Raw genomic sequence first — 17,347 nt, forward strand, 5'->3', positions numbered from 1 at the left:
AACTTTTTCCGGAATCGTCCGATAAAACTTACAACGACGCTGACTATGCGAAATTACGCAAAACAGACGTTGACAGTGCTTCAGTCAGACTTCCATCGGACTACAACAGGAGAATCATCATGGCAGCAGTCATTAATACCAACACCTCGTCACTGAATGCACAACGCAATCTGACGGCATCCCAGTCTTCACTCGCAACATCACTGCAACGTTTGTCTTCAGGTCTGCGCATCAACAGCGCAAAAGATGATGCTGCAGGCTTGGCAATTTCCGATCGTATGACCAGCCAAATCAACGGCTTGAATCGTGCAGCTCAAAATGCAAACGACGGTATCTCGATGGCACAAACCGCTGAAGGCGGCTTGGGCACAGCATCCGATCTGTTGCAACGTATCCGTACCCTGGCTGTTCAATCCGCCAACGGTACCAACTCTTCGTCAGACCGCGCTTCGCTGCAAGAAGAAGTTAGCCAACTGCAACAAGAGTTGAACCGCGTAGCAAACACAACTCAGTTCAACGGCCAAAACATTCTGGACGGTTCGCTGAGCAACGCCCAATTCCAAGTTGGCGCGAACGCAAACCAAACAATTAACTTCTCGATCTCCAGCGCTCAAGCGTCGGCAATCGGTAACAACAGCCTGGCAGCTGCCAGCGGCGGTACGATGGTCAATGCTGTTGCAGTTGGCGCAACTGTTCCAGCAAATGCTGTTGCAGGTGGCGCACTGACAATTCAAGGTAACGGTACAACAAGCACTGTGACTGTTGCTGCTGCAGCTTCGGGCAAAGTAATCGCAGATCAAATCAATGCTTCTGCTGGTGCAACTGGCGTTAGCGCATCTGCGACCACGACAGCTACACTGGGCGCGTTTGCAGCAGGTACAGTTTCGCTGACATTCCAAGGCACACCAACTGCTGCTGGTGCTGCAAACCCAGTAACAGTTAGCGCTACTTTGGCTACTGCAACTGACGTTGGTAGCTTGGCTAAGGCAATCAATGATCAAGCTGGTACTACAGGTATCACCGCAATTGCTGACTTGACCAATGGCACCATCTCGCTGACACAAGCTCAAGGCTACGACATCGGTGTTACCAACAACACTGCACAAACAGCTATCTCATTCAAAGGTGCGCCAACTACAGACGGCGGTACTGGTACTGCTGTTACTCTGGGCGCAAGCGGTGCAAATGACTCGTCAGTCGTTGGCGCAAAAGTAACGCTGAATTCATCGGAAGCCTTCACAGCTACCTCGGCTGGCGTAGGTATCTTCACTGGTGCAGCAGCAGCGGTTCAAAGCAGCTCATTGTCGTCAGTGGCTTCGATCGACATCACAACTGTTACCAACGGTATCCCTACCGGTGCAAACAGCGCGTTGCAGATCATCGACTCCGCTCTGGCTAACTTGAGCTCGTCACGTGCATCCCTCGGTGCGTTGCAAAACCGCTTCACATCGGTTGTTGCTTCCCTGAGCACCACCAGCGAAAACTTGAGTGCAGCTCGCAGCCGTATCCTGGATGCTGACTTCGCTTCGGAAACAGCTAACCTGACACGTGGTCAGATCCTGCAACAAGCTGGTACTGCAATGTTGGCTCAGGCAAATGCCTTGCCAAACGGCGTACTCGCACTGTTGCGCGGCTAATCACTAGCAGCTGTAGGGTAGAACGGTTCCCCGGCTGCAATTTAGCAGCCGGGGAATTGTCACAATGGGAGTGAATAATGGATATCGGACAAATCAGTAGTGCGACCAAGGCGACTGTCAGAGTCGACCAAGCGATACCTGCTGCCAACACAGTCAATTCCACAGCCAAAGCACCAGCTGCTGTAATGACGGCAAGTGCAGTGCAGCAACCTGATGCCACAGTCTCAGAAAGCCAAGTCGGACAAGCATTACAAAGCATCAACAAGGCATTGCAAAAATTATCGTCTAATCTAGAATTTACAGTAGACGCAGACAGCAATCGCACCATCGTTAAAGTCATGGATACGCAGACGCAAGAAATTATTCGTCAGATGCCATCCGTGGAAGCAATCGAAATCTCCAAGGCGCTGGACAAGTTGCAAGGTTTACTCGTTAGGCAAAAAGCTTAAACTTGTTTTAAACAGGAAGGTAAATGCCCTTCTAACCTTCGCTTGCCATCTTCAGTTGCCGTTTATAGTATGGTTTTTCTCTAGCAGGAGAAGCAAATGGCCGTTTCATCTATCGGCGTTGGCTCCGGTCTACCCCTCGACGAATTATTGACCAATATCATGAAGGCTGAAAGTCAGCCTCTGACATTGATGGCGCAAAAAGAAGCGAGCTATCAAGCCAAGGTGTCCGCTTACGGCAACCTCAAAGGCGCGCTTGCTTCATTTCAGACTGCAATGGCAGCGTTGGGCAAAAGCTCGACCTTCGAAAACCTGCAAACCACAATTGCCGACAAAACGTTTTTCACTGCAACGGCTACCAGCAAAGCTGCTTCTGGAACATATCAAGTCAACGTCACGCAAATGGCGCAGGCACACAGCATTTCATCTGCTGGACAAACCAGCAAGACCGCGCTCATCGGCAGCGGCGCTGATACGACCTTGACGTTCCAATTTGGTACCATTAGTGGCGGTACTCTCACCAATGGCGCATATACCGGCGCTACTTTTACACAAGACGCCAATCAAAAAACCGGCACTGTCGTCATCAAGAATGGCGATAACTCCCTACAAGGTATACGTGACGCGGTCAATGCTGCGAATATCGGCGTAACCGCAACTTTGGTTTCTGATGGTAGCGCAACGCCTGATCATTTGATCTTCACCTCAAACAAAACAGGTGAAGTGTCCAGCATGAAAATCGACGTCGATGGCGATGCTGCTTTGCAAGGCATCCTTGCATATGATCCGGCTGGTACACAGACATTAAAACAAACCAGCGTTGCACAAAATACGCAACTGACGGTCAACGGCTTTTTCGTTAATAGCCCAACCAATGAAGTCAAGGAAGCTGTTCAAGGCGTGACCTTGAACATCCTCAAAACCGGTACTTCTTCGATGACGTTGGCGAAAGACACTGCCGCAGTAGAAGCCAGCGTCAACAGTTTTGTAAAAGCCTATAACGACCTTAATAAAACTATTAAAAGTTTGACTGGCTATAACGCAGATACAAAAGTCGGCGGCCTGTTAGTAGGTGACTCTACTGCGCGTACGATTCAAGACCAGCTTCGCAATACTTTGTCAGCATCCTTATCCGGTTTGAGCAATAGCAATATGTCGTTGCCGCAAATCGGCGTCGCCTTTCAAAGAGACGGTACGCTCGCAGTAGATTCTGTCAAATTGAAAAAAGCGATGGATACCAACTACGGCGATATCGCAGGTCTGTTTGCTACCGTCGGCAAGACTACAGATAGCTTGATTAACTTCACCAGTTCTACTTCCGCTACCAAAGCCGGTAGTTACGACATCGAGGTAACTAAACTCGCTACGCGAGGCAATGTAACTGGAGACGTCAATCTGAATGCGGGCTCGACAACCATCGTCCCGAACACCAAGTTGAGCGTCACTATTGACGGTGTCGCTGCAAAAATTTCGCTGACGGAAGGCACCTATACCTCAGCCCAGCTCGCTGCATTAGTTCAGTCCGCAATCAATGGTGCTTCTGAAATCTCCGCAGCCGGCTCCAAGGTAACAGCAACGATAGACAGCAATGGCTTTTTGAATTTGCAGTCGGATCGTTATGGTTCCGCCTCGAAGGTGATCATTAACTCGGATAGCGGAACACCGGCATCAACTTTATTAGGCACCGTATCTACCGGCACGGATGGTACCGATGTTGAAGGGAAAATCGGCGGGATTGTCGGGGTCGGCTCTGGCCAAATATTAAGTGCAGGTAGCGGATCGAATGCACTTGGCCTCAAAATTGAAATCGTTGGCGGCGCCTTGGGTAGTCGTGGTCGTATTGATTTCTCGCAAGGTTATGCAGATCGCCTGAATAAATTGACAGATCAATTCATAGGCGCCGACGGCTTGATTACTGGCAGCACAACCAGTCTGAATAGCAGCATCAAACGCATTACTGACGACGCTGATGCATTCAAGTTGCGCCTGGCTGATATTGAAACACGCTATCGCAAACAATTCTCGGCGCTGGATTCTATGATTGCGAGTATGCAAAGAACGCAAACTTATTTGACCCAGCAACTCGCATCGATCGCTGCCAATAGCAGCTCGAGCTAATAGAATAGTTTCGGGAGACCTTACATGTTTGGATCAGTACAGAGCGGTGCGAACGCCTATGCCAAAGTCGGCATGGAAACAGGCGTAGTCGCGGCTAACCCGCACAAGTTAATTGTCATGTTGTTTGAAGGTGCGCAAATCGCCCTCAACAACGCTTTACAACATATGCAAGCCGGTAATATCCCCGAAAGAGGCAAAGCGCTTTCCAAGGCGATTGCCATTATCGAGAACGGCCTGCGCGCCAGTTTGGATAAAACGGTAGGCGGAGAGCTCGTGCTAAATCTGGATTCACTGTACGAATACATGAACAAGCAGTTATTGCTGGCGAACCTGCAGAATAAACCTGAGTTCATTCAGGAAGTCCAAGCGCTATTACGTGATATCCAAGGCGCTTGGGAAGAAATCGCACCAAAATCTGCACCATCAGCTCCGGCTGCAACATTGGCAGAACAGACATTGTCTGGCGCCTATGATGCACTCGCACCGACCACACCACGATTAATGAAAGCCTGATCGATGATGAACGAACAAGAAGTCATTTATCTGTACGAAAACGTCGCCACTATTACCGACCAGATGCTGGCTGCTGCACGCGTCGGTGATTGGGAAAAACTGGCTACGCTGGAATCGCGTTGTGCCGACCAGGTCAATATTCTTAAAACCGGCGAACCGCCAGTGCCTTTGACCGGTACCAGCCGTGAACGCAAGGTGGAAATCATCAAGAAGATCCTGGCTGATGATAAAGAAATCCGCAACATCACTGAACCGTGGATGAACAAATTGTCGATGATGATCAATAGCACCGGCACTGAACGTAAGCTCAACCGCGCTTATGGTGCAAATCAATCGGGATAAATAAATGCTGCCACGGGCCGACATCGCAGGGACCCGGCCCGTTGTCCTAGTTGAGGCTAGCATCCCGGTCAATGCACTGGGAAGTGCCCGGCAGGAATCAGTCGACCGGCTGCTCCAGCTCACGCTGGGCAAGGAATATCAGGCGCAGGTTTTATCGCGCCTGACCGACGGCAGCTTTCTCGTTAAAGTCGATGATGCCGTTGCCAGCATGAAGCTGCCAGCAGGTAGCAAAGCCGGCGACACGCTCGACCTCACCCTGCTTTCAACACAGCCGCGCCCTACTTTTATTCTCGGCAAGGCAGAAGCAGGCGCGACAACTTCTCTCAGCAATGCCGGCCGTTTGATCGGCAATATGCTGCAACTAGCCCAACAAGATGGCATGCCCAGCGCTATTGTCGGCAAAACCCCACTGGTCGCAACACCAGGGGCCAGCCCTCCTCAAATTGCCGCCGCCTTACAAAATGCCGTTACCTTCAGCGGCCTCTTCTACGAGTCACACGTTGCGCAATGGGCGGCCGGTTCACGGCCCGCAAGCGATTTATTGCTGGAACCACCCGCTAAACAGACTAATGCGCCACTCACCACGCCAGCAAGTAATGGACAAGCAGCCGCTGCTGACACCAACGGCAATGAGCTAGGTAAATTGCTGTCGAATGTACGTGAATGGGTGGGCGGCGAACGCGCTTTGACGGATTTGCTGCGTACCTCGCAAACCAAGCAAGCCGATGACAGCGCCGTCTCACTGCTCGGTAAACAACAGGATGTTGCCAGCAATGAAGGCGTCAAGCTCATCAGCTTGCAGCTCGACACCTTGGAACAACGCCGCATCATGTGGCAGGGTGAACTATTCCCCGGGCAGCCGCTGGAATGGGAAATTTCCGACGACACGCCGCAGCAAAAAGCAGATCAGGCCGAGCCGGAAAAAACCTGGAACAGCACGGTACGTTTTTCGCTGCCCAGCTTGGGTTCAGTCTCAGCGACTATCCGTCTGACCGGCGACCATGTTCAAGTGCAAGTGAATACCGCCAATGAAGAAGTCGCCACTACACTTAGAAACCACGGCAAGCTACTGGTCGATGCGCTGGATTCTGCGGGCTCGACTTTGGACTCCTTGCTTATCAAGCAAGCGGACAGACGTAATGAATGACTGCAATGGATAACTTCAAGCCACCGCCAAGCGCAGTCGCTCTGGCATATCAGACTGGGGACTCGGCGCCGCGTGTAGTTGCCAAGGGCCGCGGCATGATCGCCGAACAGATCATAGAGCGGGCGAAAGAACATGGCGTAGCCGTCCATGAATCAAAAGAACTTGTGGCCTTACTGATGCAGGTAGAGCTGGACGACGACATTCCGCCAGCACTTTATCGTGCAGTGGCGGAACTTTTAGCGTGGTTATATCGCGTCGAAGCAGCCCAACAACGCGACGGCAATGTATGATGATCGGTTGAAAAAGTTTGATACCGATACCCTGCACTTTGTTTGAAAAGAATAATGACTCTCGCTAGTGAATACGAAAATGATGATTTGAACCCTTTCCGGGTTCGTTCCCGTCGGGAAGTAATCGCCTTGCTGCGCAGCATAGGTGAACGCAATCAGCTTGTCCGGATGCTAATCAATCAAGGACAAGACACAATTGTCACTTCGATTCTGAATATCGACGAGTCAAATGACACGGTTTATCTGGATTGCGCGCCTACGGCGGTAATGAATCAGCGCGTCCTCGATAGCGAAAAATTATCTTTTGAAACGGTGCTGGAAAATATCCGCATTCTGTTCAATTCCCCAGCTGCAGAAAGCATCGTATATGAAGGCTTGCCAGCCTTCATCATTCCCTTGCCTACGAACGTAATCCGCCTGCAACGACGCGAGTATTATCGAGTGCCTACGCCGTATACCAATCCGGTACATTGCACGATCAATGTCAAAATAGAAGACCAGATCATTCCTGTCGTGGCTGCATTGCACAATATCAGCGGCGGTGGAATTTCGATTGTTGACGACAAAAAATTGATCGATACAACGCAAGGTCGTATCTATGAAAATTGCCGTATTGATTTGCCAGGTGGCGCAGTAACTGTAGATTTGCAAATCCGTAACTTGCTGGAAGTCACTCTGACCAATGGCAAAGTCATCAATCGCATCGGCTGCGCGTTTGTGGATCCATCGAATGGAACATTGGGTGCGGTACAAAAGTACATTACCAAGCTCGAACGCGATCAGAATGCAAAGGCAACCGGCCTCGGTTGAGTAGCTAGCGAGAAATCGCAAAAATCTGCAGGAATCGGATTCTAGTAATCAGAAACGTTAGCGCATTAAAAAGGCGACTACACCACAGTCGCCTTATCAACCTTCCAAAATCCTATTCCGCGCTACACCTGCATATTCATCATTTCCTGATAGGCCGATACCAGCTTGTTGCGCACTTGTACCGTTGCCTGAAATGAAATACTCGCTTTTTGCATAGAAATCATCACATCCGACAGATTGACGCTGTCGTCACCTGACGAAAATTTTTCACCCAGTTTGTCGGCGTGATTTTGTGCGCTAGCGACGTTATCCAGTGAGGCCTTCAAGGCCTGCGAAAAGTCTACTTTGGTTGCCGACTTTTCGACTGGCGCAGCAGCGCCCATCAAATTAGCCGCGGGCTGCGAGCGTGCCGCCGCAGCCTTGAGCTGAGCGACCATGGCATCTATTGCCGTTGAATCAATTCCACCGATTTTCATCATTTTCTCCATCAGTGCGAGCCGAGCACTATAATTGCTTCAAGCCATCTATCTGGACTCCCAACAGGGATTCCAAGCTACCTCGCCAAGTTATCACGCACGTCAAATTGAATCAGTCTGATAAGGGACAGAAACATTGCTCTGTTCCAAAGATTGAATTTCCTCGTAGCCTTGACAATTCATGCTACGGAAAAAAGTTTGAAGAGCGAGAATATCGATGAACAATCCAGTCCAATTTGACGATCGCCACGCAGGAGCACAATCATGGCAGTAGTCGTAGCAGCTGAAGGCGGCCTTCCCCAAGGCAGCGAACTGAGCGGGAACAACCCGAACACCATCCTTGACATGGCGAAGTCGCCTAACGGCCGCAAGGTCGTGTTGATGATCGGTATTGCGGCGGTAATCGCGGCGATGATTGGCTTGGTCCTGTGGGGCCAAAAACCTGAATATCGCGTGCTGTTTTCCAACTTTTCGGATCGTGATGGCGGCGCCATCATGACCTCGCTGCAAGCAGCAAATGTCCCGTACAAATTCGCGGAAGGCGGCGGCGCGATTCTGGTGCCAGCAGACAAAGTTCACGAAATCCGTTTGAAGCTCGCGGCTGAAGGTTTGCCTAAAGGCGGTAGCGTCGGCTTTGAACTGATGGAAAACCAGAAGCTCGGCGTTTCGCAATTCCTGGAGCAAGTGAATTTTCAACGCGCATTGGAAGGCGAACTCGCTCGCTCCATCCAATCCGTAGGCGCAGTACAAGCAGCACGCGTGCATCTCGCCCTGCCTAAAGCATCCGTCTTCGTCCGCGATCAGCAAAAACCAACCGCATCGGTTTTACTGAATCTGCACTCAGGCCGTTTCCTCGATCAACAACAAGTCAGCGCTATCGTGCATTTGGTCGCCAGCAGCGTGCCAGAACTGTCGCCCAAGAATGTCACTATCGTTGATCAAGCCGGCAATCTGCTGTCCGAAAACAATAAACCAGCCGGCACCAACACGCTGGATCCATCACAACTCAAGTACGTACAAGAGCTGCAGCAAAGCATTACCAAGCGCATCGAATCGATCATTACACCTATCGTTGGCTTGAATAATATTCGTGCCGAAGCGACTGCAGATGTCGACTTCTCAACCAGCGAACAAGCGGCTGAAATCTACAAACCGAATCAAGTGCCAAACAGCGCCACCGTGCGCAGTATGCAAAGTAGCGAGTCGTCGAATGGCGGCGCCAATGCAACTGGTGTTCCAGGTGCATTGACCAACCAACCTGCCCCAGCCGCCACCGCACCGCTTAACACCACACCACCACCTGCAGCACCTGGCACTCCCGCTGCTGCGGCAGGTACGCCTGGAGCAGCTGGCGCCGCGGCTGCAACAGCTGCTGCAGCCGCAACTGCTACGCCAACACAACGTGACACCACTACTAATTACGAAGTCGACAAAACCGTACGCTACGTTCAACAACCTATGGGCGGCTTGAAACGTCTGTCCGTCGCGGTGGTCGTGAACTACAAACGTGTCATCGGTAAAGACGGCAAAGTCAGCGTCATTCCATTAAGCGAAATCGAGAAAACCCAAATCACCGATCTGGTGAAAGAAGCCATGGGTTACAACAAGGATAGAGGCGATACGCTGAACGTAGTCAACAGCCCATTCGCTGGCGTCGACAAGGAAGAAGCCGTCAAACCGCCACTCTGGGAACGTCCAGAAGTCATTGACATGGGTATCCAGGGCGCAAAGTATCTGTTGCTGGGCATCGTACTTTTGATCTTGTACCTTAAAGTATTGAAGCCTATGCTTAACAAACTGAATCCGCCGCCGCCATTGGCATTGACGGATGAAAGCGGCGAACCGATCGAACAGGTTCAGGAGCTTGAAGGTGAAGTCGGACCGATGGGCGTGCAACAGAATACCTATCAGCAAAATCTTGAAGCCGCTAAAGAGCTCGCCAGAAAAGATCCTAAAGTCGTCGCCAATATAGTCAAAGCGTGGGTGGGAAATGAGTGAAAACGGCATACATAAAGGCGCAGTCTTGATGCTTGCACTCGGCGCGAACGAAGCTGCTGAAGTGATGAAGTTTCTCGGCCCGCGCGAAGTCCAAAAGCTGGGCGCAGCGATGTCGACGATGAAAGCCATCCAGAGTGAAGAACTGGTTGCCGTGCTCAGCGAATTTCGTACCGAGACGGAAAAAAATACCTCACTCGGCCTCGACTCTGACGAATACATACGCGACGTATTGACCAAGGCGTTGGGTGACGACAAAGCATCCTCCCTGCTCAATCGCATTCTGGGTACACGCGATTCCAGCGGCATCGAAAGTTTGAAATGGATGGATGCGCAATCAGTCGCCGACTTGGTGCGCAACGAACATCCACAAATCATCGCCACGATTCTGGTCCATCTCGAACGCGATCAAGCCAGTGAAGTTTTGAATCACTTCACAGAACGTCTGCGCAACGATTGCGTCCTGCGTATTGCCACACTTGATGGCGTGCAACCAGCAGCTCTGCGTGAATTGAATGAAGTGTTGACCAAGCTGTTAACCGGTAACGAAAGCCTGAAGAAAAAACCGATGGGCGGCATACGCGCAGCGGCTGAGATTCTCAACTTCTTCAACGGCGAAAATGAAATTTCCGTCATGGCCAATCTCAAAGGCTACGACAACGACATGGCGCAGAAGATCATGGACGAAATGTTCGTGTTCGATAACATCATGGATATCGAAGATCGTGGCATTCAGTTGCTGCTGCGCGAAGTTCAATCAGAAACCTTGATCGTTGCACTCAAAGGTGCAACACCAGAACTGCGCGAAAAATTCTTCAAGAACATGTCGCAACGTGCTGGCGAAATGATGCGCGAAGATCTTGAATCCAAAGGCCCAGTACGTTTGTCGGAAGTCGAAGCAAATCAAAAAGAAATTTTGGTCATCGTGCGTCGCCTGGCCGACGAAGGTCAATTGACCATCGGTGGCAATGCGGAAGATGCTTATGTCTGACGTCATTCCAAAAGAAAAACAATCAGCGTATCAACGCTGGGAAATGACTTCGTTCGGCGAAGAAAAATCGAACCCGAGCACTGCGCCACAAAACAGCGAAGCCAATATCGCCGCAGCAAATGCAGCCGCATCAGCGCAAATGGCCAATATCGCTGCGATGGCCAAACAGATAGAAGAAGCACGCGCGCAAGCGCATGCAGAAGGTTATGCCAGCGGCATGGAAGAAGGTCGCGCTGCCGGCCTGACAGAAGGACGCGCACTGGCAGAACAAGAAAGACTTAACCTGCAAGAAATCGCCGAAGCTTTCGGCACTGAAGTGGCACAAGCGAATGAATTGATCGCCAACGATATGCTCGATCTGTCATTGGATCTAGCCAAAGCGATGTTAAAAACCGCTTTGAATGTACGTCCAGAATTGATCATTCCTATCGTGCGCGAAGCGATACATTATTTGCCGACTTTGCAGCAACCTACCCTGCTGCATTTGCATCCTGATGATGCAGAAATAGTCACCACCCACATGGGCGATGAATTGAAAACAGCCGGTTGGCGCATTGTTGAAGACATACATATGGATAGAGGCGGCTGCCGCGTCGAAACCGTAACCAATCAAATCGATGCCACCACTTCAACACGCTGGCAGCGCATCGCCGCGACTCTCGGCAAAGATGCCGACTGGCTGATCTAATGTCTGCCAAGCCACCATCAGCCACATCCAAACCGGCTGCGCCCAACAGCAGCCGGTGGCAAGCTTATTTGCGCGATTGCGGCACCCTGCTGGATATCGCCGAACCGATGCTGGTATCTGGCCGCATCACACGCGTTGCCGGTTTGGTGATGGAAGCCGTCGGTTTGAAACTGGCGGTCGGCAGCGCCTGTACGATTCCCCTTTCCAACGGTGCGCGCATCGAAGCTGAAGTTGTCGGTTTTGAAAACGACAGACTATTCCTGATGCCGCAAAGTGATGTCGAAGGCATCGTGCCAGGTACGCGCGTCTATCCTATCGAAGTCGTGCAATCGCTACCCCGTCCGGGTGCAGTCACACATCCACGTCGTCGCCCTAGCGATCGAGGTCGCCATCTTCCTGTAGGTATTGAATTATTGGGACGTGTGCTGGATGGTGCCGGTAGGCCGCTAGACAATCTTGGCCCACTTAATGCAGCACATGCTGCACCACTGAATGTGCGTGCCGCCAATCCTTTATCGCGCGCACCGATCAAAGATATTCTCGACGTCGGCGTGCGTGCGATCAACAGTATGTTGACCGTCGGACGCGGTCAGCGCATGGGTCTGTTCGCAGGTTCCGGCGTCGGTAAAAGCGTGTTGCTCGGCATGATGGCGCGCTACACCACGGCAGATGTCATCATCGTCGGGTTGATCGGTGAACGGGGTCGTGAGGTTAAAGAATTCATTGAACAAATTCTCGGGCCTGAAGGTTTGGCGCGCTCAGTCGTGGTCGCTGCGCCAGCCGATACCCCACCTTTGATGCGCCTGCAAGGTGCTGCTTATGCGACGGCGATTGCCGAACATTTCCGTGATGAAGGCAAAGACGTTTTGCTGATCATGGATTCACTGACGCGCTATGCGATGGCGCAACGCGAGATTGCGCTGGCAATTGGTGAACCACCTGCGACCAAAGGTTATCCGCCTTCAGTGTTCGCCAAACTGCCGGCCTTGGTGGAACGCGCCGGTAATGGCAAAGAAGGCGGCGGCTCAATCACCGCTTTCTATACGGTATTGACCGAAGGTGATGATCAACAGGATCCGATCGCCGATGCCGCCCGCGCGATTCTGGATGGTCACATCGTATTGAACCGTTCCTTGGCTGAAGCCGGACATTACCCTGCGATCGATATCGAACAATCGATCAGCCGCGCGATGCACACGATTACCTCGCCGGAACATCAAAAACAAACACGTAGACTCAAGCAACTGACGTCGCGCTACCAGCGCAATCGTGACTTGATCAGCGTAGGCGCTTATAGTGCAGGTTCAGACCCTGTACTGGACGAAGCGATCGCTTTGAACACCAAAATAGAGTCATTTTTACAACAAGATATTACTGAGCGCAGCGACATAACCGAGAGCTTGGGGCAACTTTCCTCGCTATTCTCGTGATGGAACTCGACTACTAAAAAATATAATTATCAAAAATGGCCACCTCCTCTGCGCTCGACACACTGATAGAACTGGCAACCAAGGAGACTGACGAGGCTGCCGCTCGCTTGGGACGCTGCATGAAAGCGGCCGAGGAAACAGAACAAAAGCTGGCTTTGCTGATGCAATATCGCGACGACTATTCAGCGCGTTTTCAGCAAAACCTGACGACTGGCCTGACCGCAATGGGCTATCGTAATTTTCAGATTTTCATGGACAAGCTGGAGCAGGCAATCAGCGGTCAGCAGTTGGTAGTGCGCGATGCGCATGCACGTGTAGATCGAGAACGATCGGCATGGCAAGCCAGCGAACGCAAACGCATGTCATACGGGACATTGGCAAATCGGGCTTTGAAGGCCAAGCAACTGGCAGAAAACAAGCGCGATCAAAAGCAGACAGACGAACACGCAGCAAGACAGTATTTGTACAAAAGATAAACGACCCAAACAGGCGGCAGAATAATGAATACTTCAGCGATCAATAGTCCACTTGCCGCACTGACTCCAGCGGCGAACAACAGCAAGCAAGATGCATCTGCTTCGTCTGATGCTGGCGCATTCAATCAAGTTCTTACGCGTGAAATCGCTGGCCGCAATAACAATGGCAACAACGCCAGCACAAGCAATGACGTCAACAAAAATACGCAAAAAGACGCATCTGCCAAAGACGACAAATCAGCAAACGGCACCACCAGTAACACAGCGAATTCCAGCGAAACGTCCGACGCAGCAGACGGCGCAAAAGCTGCGGATGACAGCAAAGCAGCCGCACTCGCCGATGCCAAAGATGCCGATGCAATCGCAGCTGGTCCAACCGACCAGATACTGGCTTTTGTCGCTGCGTTGACGCAGGCGAATACCGCAGCCGCACAAACTCCTGTTACCGACGTAGCAGTTGAAACTGCAGCCACTGCCAAGATCACCGATATTGATGCCAAGCTGGATACCACTTTAGGCGTCGGCACTACAGCAACTGCCAGCAGTGAAAAAGAGGCAGTCGGCAAGAAATCAGATTTTGTCGCAGCACTTGATAAAGCCACCACAACTGCCGGCGATAGCAGCAAAGCTCCAGTAGCCGCAGCCGCAAAACCGGCGGCCGACTTGGCTGCAGCGGTCGCTGTAGCAGTACCAAAAACAGTGGAAACCGTATCTGTAGCCAGCACACAAGCCATCGTCGCCGTCGGCACCGTGGCCCTTCAACAGTTGGCAGAAACAAGCGCTGCGCAATCCAACAAACTGGCACCACAAGTCGGTAGCCCGGATTGGAATCAAGCGCTGGGACAAAAAGTAGTCTGGATGGTGCAAGGCGCGCAGCAAACCGCGACGCTGACCTTGAACCCGCCCGATCTGGGCCCTATGCAAGTAACCTTGAACGTCTCCAACAATCAGGCAACCGCCAATTTCACAGCGCATCAGCCTGAAGTCCGACATGCGCTGGAAGCAGCCATGCCGCGTCTGCGTGAGATGCTGAACGACGCCGGCATTCAACTCAGTCAGTCCAACGTGAGCGCCGGTACTCAACAACAGCAAAATGCCTTCAGCGAACAACGTCAGGGTGGCCGCCAATCAGGCTCGAACAGCAATGTAGATGAACCTATCATGCATGTCAGTCACGTGCCAGTTCCGACTGTCGGCAACGGCATCGTCGATACATTTGCCTGATTTTCTGAATAGCCTTCAGTAGCAAAACTGCAAACGCTTTTGTCCGTCCAGGCTGAACTTTTACTTAATGTTCAGCAAGGACGTGGCCACTCAAATAGCTTCGTCTAGCAAGACTAGCTATGCATCTGATGATGGACACTCATACGCCCGCCCAAAATCGTATTGTTTTTTCGTTAGATACGGGTGTCCGTCGCAATTAATAATGGTTTAATAGCACCTTGAGCAGGGATTCTGTAATTGCCAGATGGCTTACGGTATTCGCGGAAAGAAGCGACCACAGGACTGGAAGACGTGAATACGATGATATGCGTCGTGTTCCCCTCTCTTTTCCATGCATCCTGTGTGTCGTTTTTTTTTAATAATGGTATGCATGAAAAAAGCATGCCGTACTTGAGGAAAACAGATGGCAACAAAAGCAGCCCCTAAAGCAGCCAGCGCAGACGAAGCGAAACCAAAAAAATCAAAGACACTTATTATCGTGTTGGCTTTGGTGATTCTATTGGGCGGTGGTGGCGCTGGTGCATGGTATTTCATGACGCAGAAAGCTGCCGCACCTGCGCATGCCCCGGAAAAACACGCAGAGGAAGCGAAGCCTCCGGTGTTCTTGCCGATGGAAGCGTTCACCGTTAATCTGCAAGCCGAAAACGGCGAACAGTTTTTGCAAACGACGTTCACGCTGCAAGTTGCCGATCAGGCTCAAGTTGAATTGATCAAGTTGTACATGCCGCATGTTCGTAGCCGGATGCTGCTTTTATTGTCAGGCAAAAAAGCTTCGGAAATATTGAGCGTAGACGGCAAGAACAAGTTAGCCGATGAAATTCTGGAAATCTTCAAGCAACCGTTCACACCACAAGGACCGACCATCAAGGTAAGCAACGTCTTGTTTACTTCATTCGTCGTGCAATAAAACATGGCCGATAATTTCCTCTCACAAGAAGAAGTTGATGCCCTTCTAAAGGGCGTCAATGGCGATCAGGATGAGACTGGCAAACCAGAAGATTCTTCTGGCGTACGCACGTACAATCTGGCGACGCAAGAGCGCATCGTGCGCGGTCGCATGCCGACACTGGAAATTATCAATGAACGTTTTTCCCGTCTGTTGCGCATCGGCCTGTTCAACTTCCTGCACCGCAGTGCAGAGGTTTCGATCGGTCCGGTGCGCGTTTCAAAATACAGCGAATTCATACGCAATCTGGTCGTACCGACCAATCTGAATCTGGTCCACATGAAGCCGCTGCGCGGCACTGGCTTGATCGTTATCGATCCAAATCTGGTGTTCCTGCTGGTTGATAATCTGTTCGGTGGCGATGGCCGCTTCCATACGCGTGTCGAAGGCCGCGATTTCACACAGACAGAACAGCGCATCATTCAACGCGTACTCGAAATCATTTTCGAAACCTACGCAAAATCATGGGAGCCTGTGTATCCGGTTGAGTTCGAATACATACGCTCGGAAATGAATACGCAGTTCGCCAACATTGCGACACCGAATGAAGTCGTCGTCGCGACGACCTTCACGATCGAACTCGGTCCGGTCAGCGGCGATCTGCATTTCTGCGTGCCCTACTCGATGATCGAACCGATCCGCGATTTGCTGACCAGCAGCATGCAGGGCGAAACACTGGAAATGGATAAGCGCTGGATACGCTTGATGACGCAACAGATCCAGACCGCAGAAGTAGAAATTCTGGCGAATATGGGTTCCGCCAATGTCACGCTGGGCGACCTCCTCAACATGAAAGTCGGCGACGTCATTTCGATCGCCGTGCCAGAGAACATCACTGCAGAAGTTGATGGCGTGCCGGTGATGGAATGTTCATACGGAAAACTGAATGGCCAATATGCATTGCGCGTGGAAAAATTGATCTACAGCGCAAACGACTCACCGCAAGGAGAAGAACATGAGTGAAGAAAACGAAGCGCAAACGGCAGCAGAGGACGATTGGGGCGCAGCGATGGCCGAGCAGGAAAAGAGCGAAGCAGAAGCGCCTCCCATTGCTCCAAAACCTGCAGCGGCAACAGTATTCAAGGATTTTGCCGGCGGCGATATGAAGACCGGTACGCACAACGATATCGATTTCATTCTCGATATTCCTGTGCAACTGACGGTTGAGCTCGGCCGTACCAAAATCGCCATCAAGAATCTGCTGCAATTGGCTCAAGGTTCGGTTGTCGAGCTTGATGGTCTGGCCGGTGAGCCTATGGATGTCTTGGTCAATGGTTGCTTGATTGCGCAAGGTGAAGTCGTGGTCGTCAATGACAAGTTCGGTATCCGTCTGACCGACATCATTACCCCGTCTGAACGTATCCGTAAGTTGAACAGATGATTCGTGCTTTTTCTTTTTTCGTTGCACTGTTTTCGGTAAGCGTAGCGCATGCGCAAACTGCTGCTGTCAGTACAGCGGCGACCACCAGCACATCGACTACTTCAACCGCCGGCAATCTGATGCAAGTGACTTTAGGTTTGCTGGTAGTGCTGGCCTTGATGGCTGCTGCAGCCTGGGTATTGCGTCGTTTTAATACGGCCAAAGGTCAGAGCGCAGCGCAGATCAAAATCATAGGCGGCGTCAGCGTTGGTAATCGCGAACGTGTCATGGTGGTTGAAATAGCTGATCAATGGATAGTCGTCGGTGTTGCACCAGGTCGCGTTAATGCGTTAGCCACCATGGCAAAACAAGAAACCACGATATTCACTGATGCCGCACCGTCGAAAAACTTTTCGAGCTGGCTCGCGCAAACAATCGAAAAACGCAATGCCCAATAA

19 protein-coding genes are annotated in these 17,347 nt (G+C 51.4%); 18 read left to right on the forward strand and 1 reads right to left on the reverse strand.

Annotated elements, in window-relative coordinates; genetic code table 11:
* Nucleotides 1-119: 119 nt before the first annotated feature.
* The 8 genes from Q7T66_RS11570 (at nt 120) to Q7T66_RS11605 (ending at nt 7,303) form a co-directional block, all read left to right on the forward strand.
* The gene (locus Q7T66_RS11570) at nt 120-1,637 is read left to right on the forward strand and encodes a flagellin (RefSeq protein WP_304933478.1); all 1,518 of its coding nucleotides are present in this window, start codon (nt 120-122) and stop codon (nt 1,635-1,637) included.
* Between the two features lie 77 nt (nt 1,638-1,714).
* Entirely contained in the window at nt 1,715-2,086 is a 372-nt protein-coding gene (locus Q7T66_RS11575; RefSeq protein ID WP_304933479.1) for a flagellar protein FlaG, read from the forward strand.
* Between the two features lie 96 nt (nt 2,087-2,182).
* On the forward strand, nt 2,183-4,201 hold the full coding sequence (gene fliD, locus Q7T66_RS11580; RefSeq protein WP_304933480.1) for a flagellar filament capping protein FliD: 2,019 nt from the start codon (nt 2,183-2,185) through the stop codon (nt 4,199-4,201).
* Between the two features lie 24 nt (nt 4,202-4,225).
* On the forward strand, nt 4,226-4,714 hold the full coding sequence (gene fliS / locus Q7T66_RS11585; protein WP_304933481.1) for a flagellar export chaperone FliS: 489 nt from the start codon (nt 4,226-4,228) through the stop codon (nt 4,712-4,714).
* A 3-nt stretch (nt 4,715-4,717) separates the two neighbouring features.
* A complete protein-coding gene (locus Q7T66_RS11590) occupies nt 4,718-5,056 on the forward strand; it encodes a flagellar protein FliT (protein ID WP_370691644.1) in 339 nt (112 codons plus the stop codon).
* A 4-nt stretch (nt 5,057-5,060) separates the two neighbouring features.
* The gene (locus Q7T66_RS11595) at nt 5,061-6,203 is read left to right on the forward strand and encodes a flagellar hook-length control protein FliK (protein WP_304933482.1); all 1,143 of its coding nucleotides are present in this window, start codon (nt 5,061-5,063) and stop codon (nt 6,201-6,203) included.
* Entirely contained in the window at nt 6,200-6,493 is a 294-nt protein-coding gene (locus Q7T66_RS11600) for an EscU/YscU/HrcU family type III secretion system export apparatus switch protein (RefSeq protein ID WP_304933483.1), read from the forward strand. The genes Q7T66_RS11595 and Q7T66_RS11600 overlap by 4 nt, the downstream gene beginning before the upstream one ends.
* Before the next feature lie 54 nt (nt 6,494-6,547).
* Entirely contained in the window at nt 6,548-7,303 is a 756-nt protein-coding gene (locus Q7T66_RS11605; protein ID WP_304933484.1) for a flagellar brake protein, read from the forward strand.
* 122 nt (nt 7,304-7,425) lie between these two features.
* On the opposite strand, the gene fliE is transcribed toward Q7T66_RS11605, so the two are convergent.
* The gene (gene fliE, locus Q7T66_RS11610; RefSeq protein WP_304933485.1) at nt 7,426-7,779 is read right to left on the reverse strand and encodes a flagellar hook-basal body complex protein FliE; all 354 of its coding nucleotides are present in this window, start codon (nt 7,777-7,779) and stop codon (nt 7,426-7,428) included.
* Nucleotides 7,780-8,043: 264 nt separating this feature from the next.
* On the opposite strand from fliE, the gene fliF reads away from it, so the two are divergent.
* From fliF to fliO, 10 genes are all read left to right on the forward strand, one after another.
* The gene (fliF, locus tag Q7T66_RS11615; RefSeq protein ID WP_370691645.1) at nt 8,044-9,777 is read left to right on the forward strand and encodes a flagellar basal-body MS-ring/collar protein FliF; all 1,734 of its coding nucleotides are present in this window, start codon (nt 8,044-8,046) and stop codon (nt 9,775-9,777) included.
* Nucleotides 9,770-10,765: a flagellar motor switch protein FliG gene (fliG, locus tag Q7T66_RS11620; RefSeq protein WP_304933486.1), complete on the forward strand. Its 996-nt coding sequence runs from the start codon at nt 9,770-9,772 to the stop codon at nt 10,763-10,765. Before fliF ends, fliG begins: the two co-directional genes overlap by 8 nt.
* Entirely contained in the window at nt 10,758-11,453 is a 696-nt protein-coding gene (gene fliH, locus Q7T66_RS11625) for a flagellar assembly protein FliH (protein ID WP_304933487.1), read from the forward strand. The genes fliG and fliH overlap by 8 nt, the downstream gene beginning before the upstream one ends.
* Nucleotides 11,453-12,883 carry a flagellar protein export ATPase FliI gene (fliI, locus tag Q7T66_RS11630; protein ID WP_304933488.1) on the forward strand — a complete coding sequence of 477 codons (1,431 nt, stop codon included), beginning with the start codon at nt 11,453-11,455 and terminating at the stop codon, nt 12,881-12,883. Before fliH ends, fliI begins: the two co-directional genes overlap by 1 nt.
* Before the next feature lie 35 nt (nt 12,884-12,918).
* Entirely contained in the window at nt 12,919-13,359 is a 441-nt protein-coding gene (fliJ, locus tag Q7T66_RS11635; RefSeq protein ID WP_304933489.1) for a flagellar export protein FliJ, read from the forward strand.
* Between the two features lie 24 nt (nt 13,360-13,383).
* Complete coding sequence (locus Q7T66_RS11640) at nt 13,384-14,583, forward strand: flagellar hook-length control protein FliK (protein ID WP_304933490.1); 1,200 nt, start codon at nt 13,384-13,386, stop codon at nt 14,581-14,583.
* A 403-nt stretch (nt 14,584-14,986) separates the two neighbouring features.
* Nucleotides 14,987-15,490, forward strand: a complete 504-nt coding sequence (gene fliL / locus Q7T66_RS11645) for a flagellar basal body-associated protein FliL (RefSeq protein WP_304933491.1) — start codon at nt 14,987-14,989, stop codon at nt 15,488-15,490.
* A gap of 3 nt (nt 15,491-15,493) precedes the next feature.
* Nucleotides 15,494-16,492 carry a flagellar motor switch protein FliM gene (gene fliM / locus Q7T66_RS11650; protein ID WP_304933492.1) on the forward strand — a complete coding sequence of 333 codons (999 nt, stop codon included), beginning with the start codon at nt 15,494-15,496 and terminating at the stop codon, nt 16,490-16,492.
* The gene (gene fliN / locus Q7T66_RS11655; RefSeq protein WP_304933493.1) at nt 16,485-16,910 is read left to right on the forward strand and encodes a flagellar motor switch protein FliN; all 426 of its coding nucleotides are present in this window, start codon (nt 16,485-16,487) and stop codon (nt 16,908-16,910) included. The genes fliM and fliN overlap by 8 nt, the downstream gene beginning before the upstream one ends.
* Entirely contained in the window at nt 16,907-17,347 is a 441-nt protein-coding gene (fliO, locus tag Q7T66_RS11660) for a flagellar biosynthetic protein FliO (RefSeq protein WP_304933494.1), read from the forward strand. The genes fliN and fliO overlap by 4 nt, the downstream gene beginning before the upstream one ends.

It is taken from the genome of Herminiimonas sp., assembly GCF_030655415.1.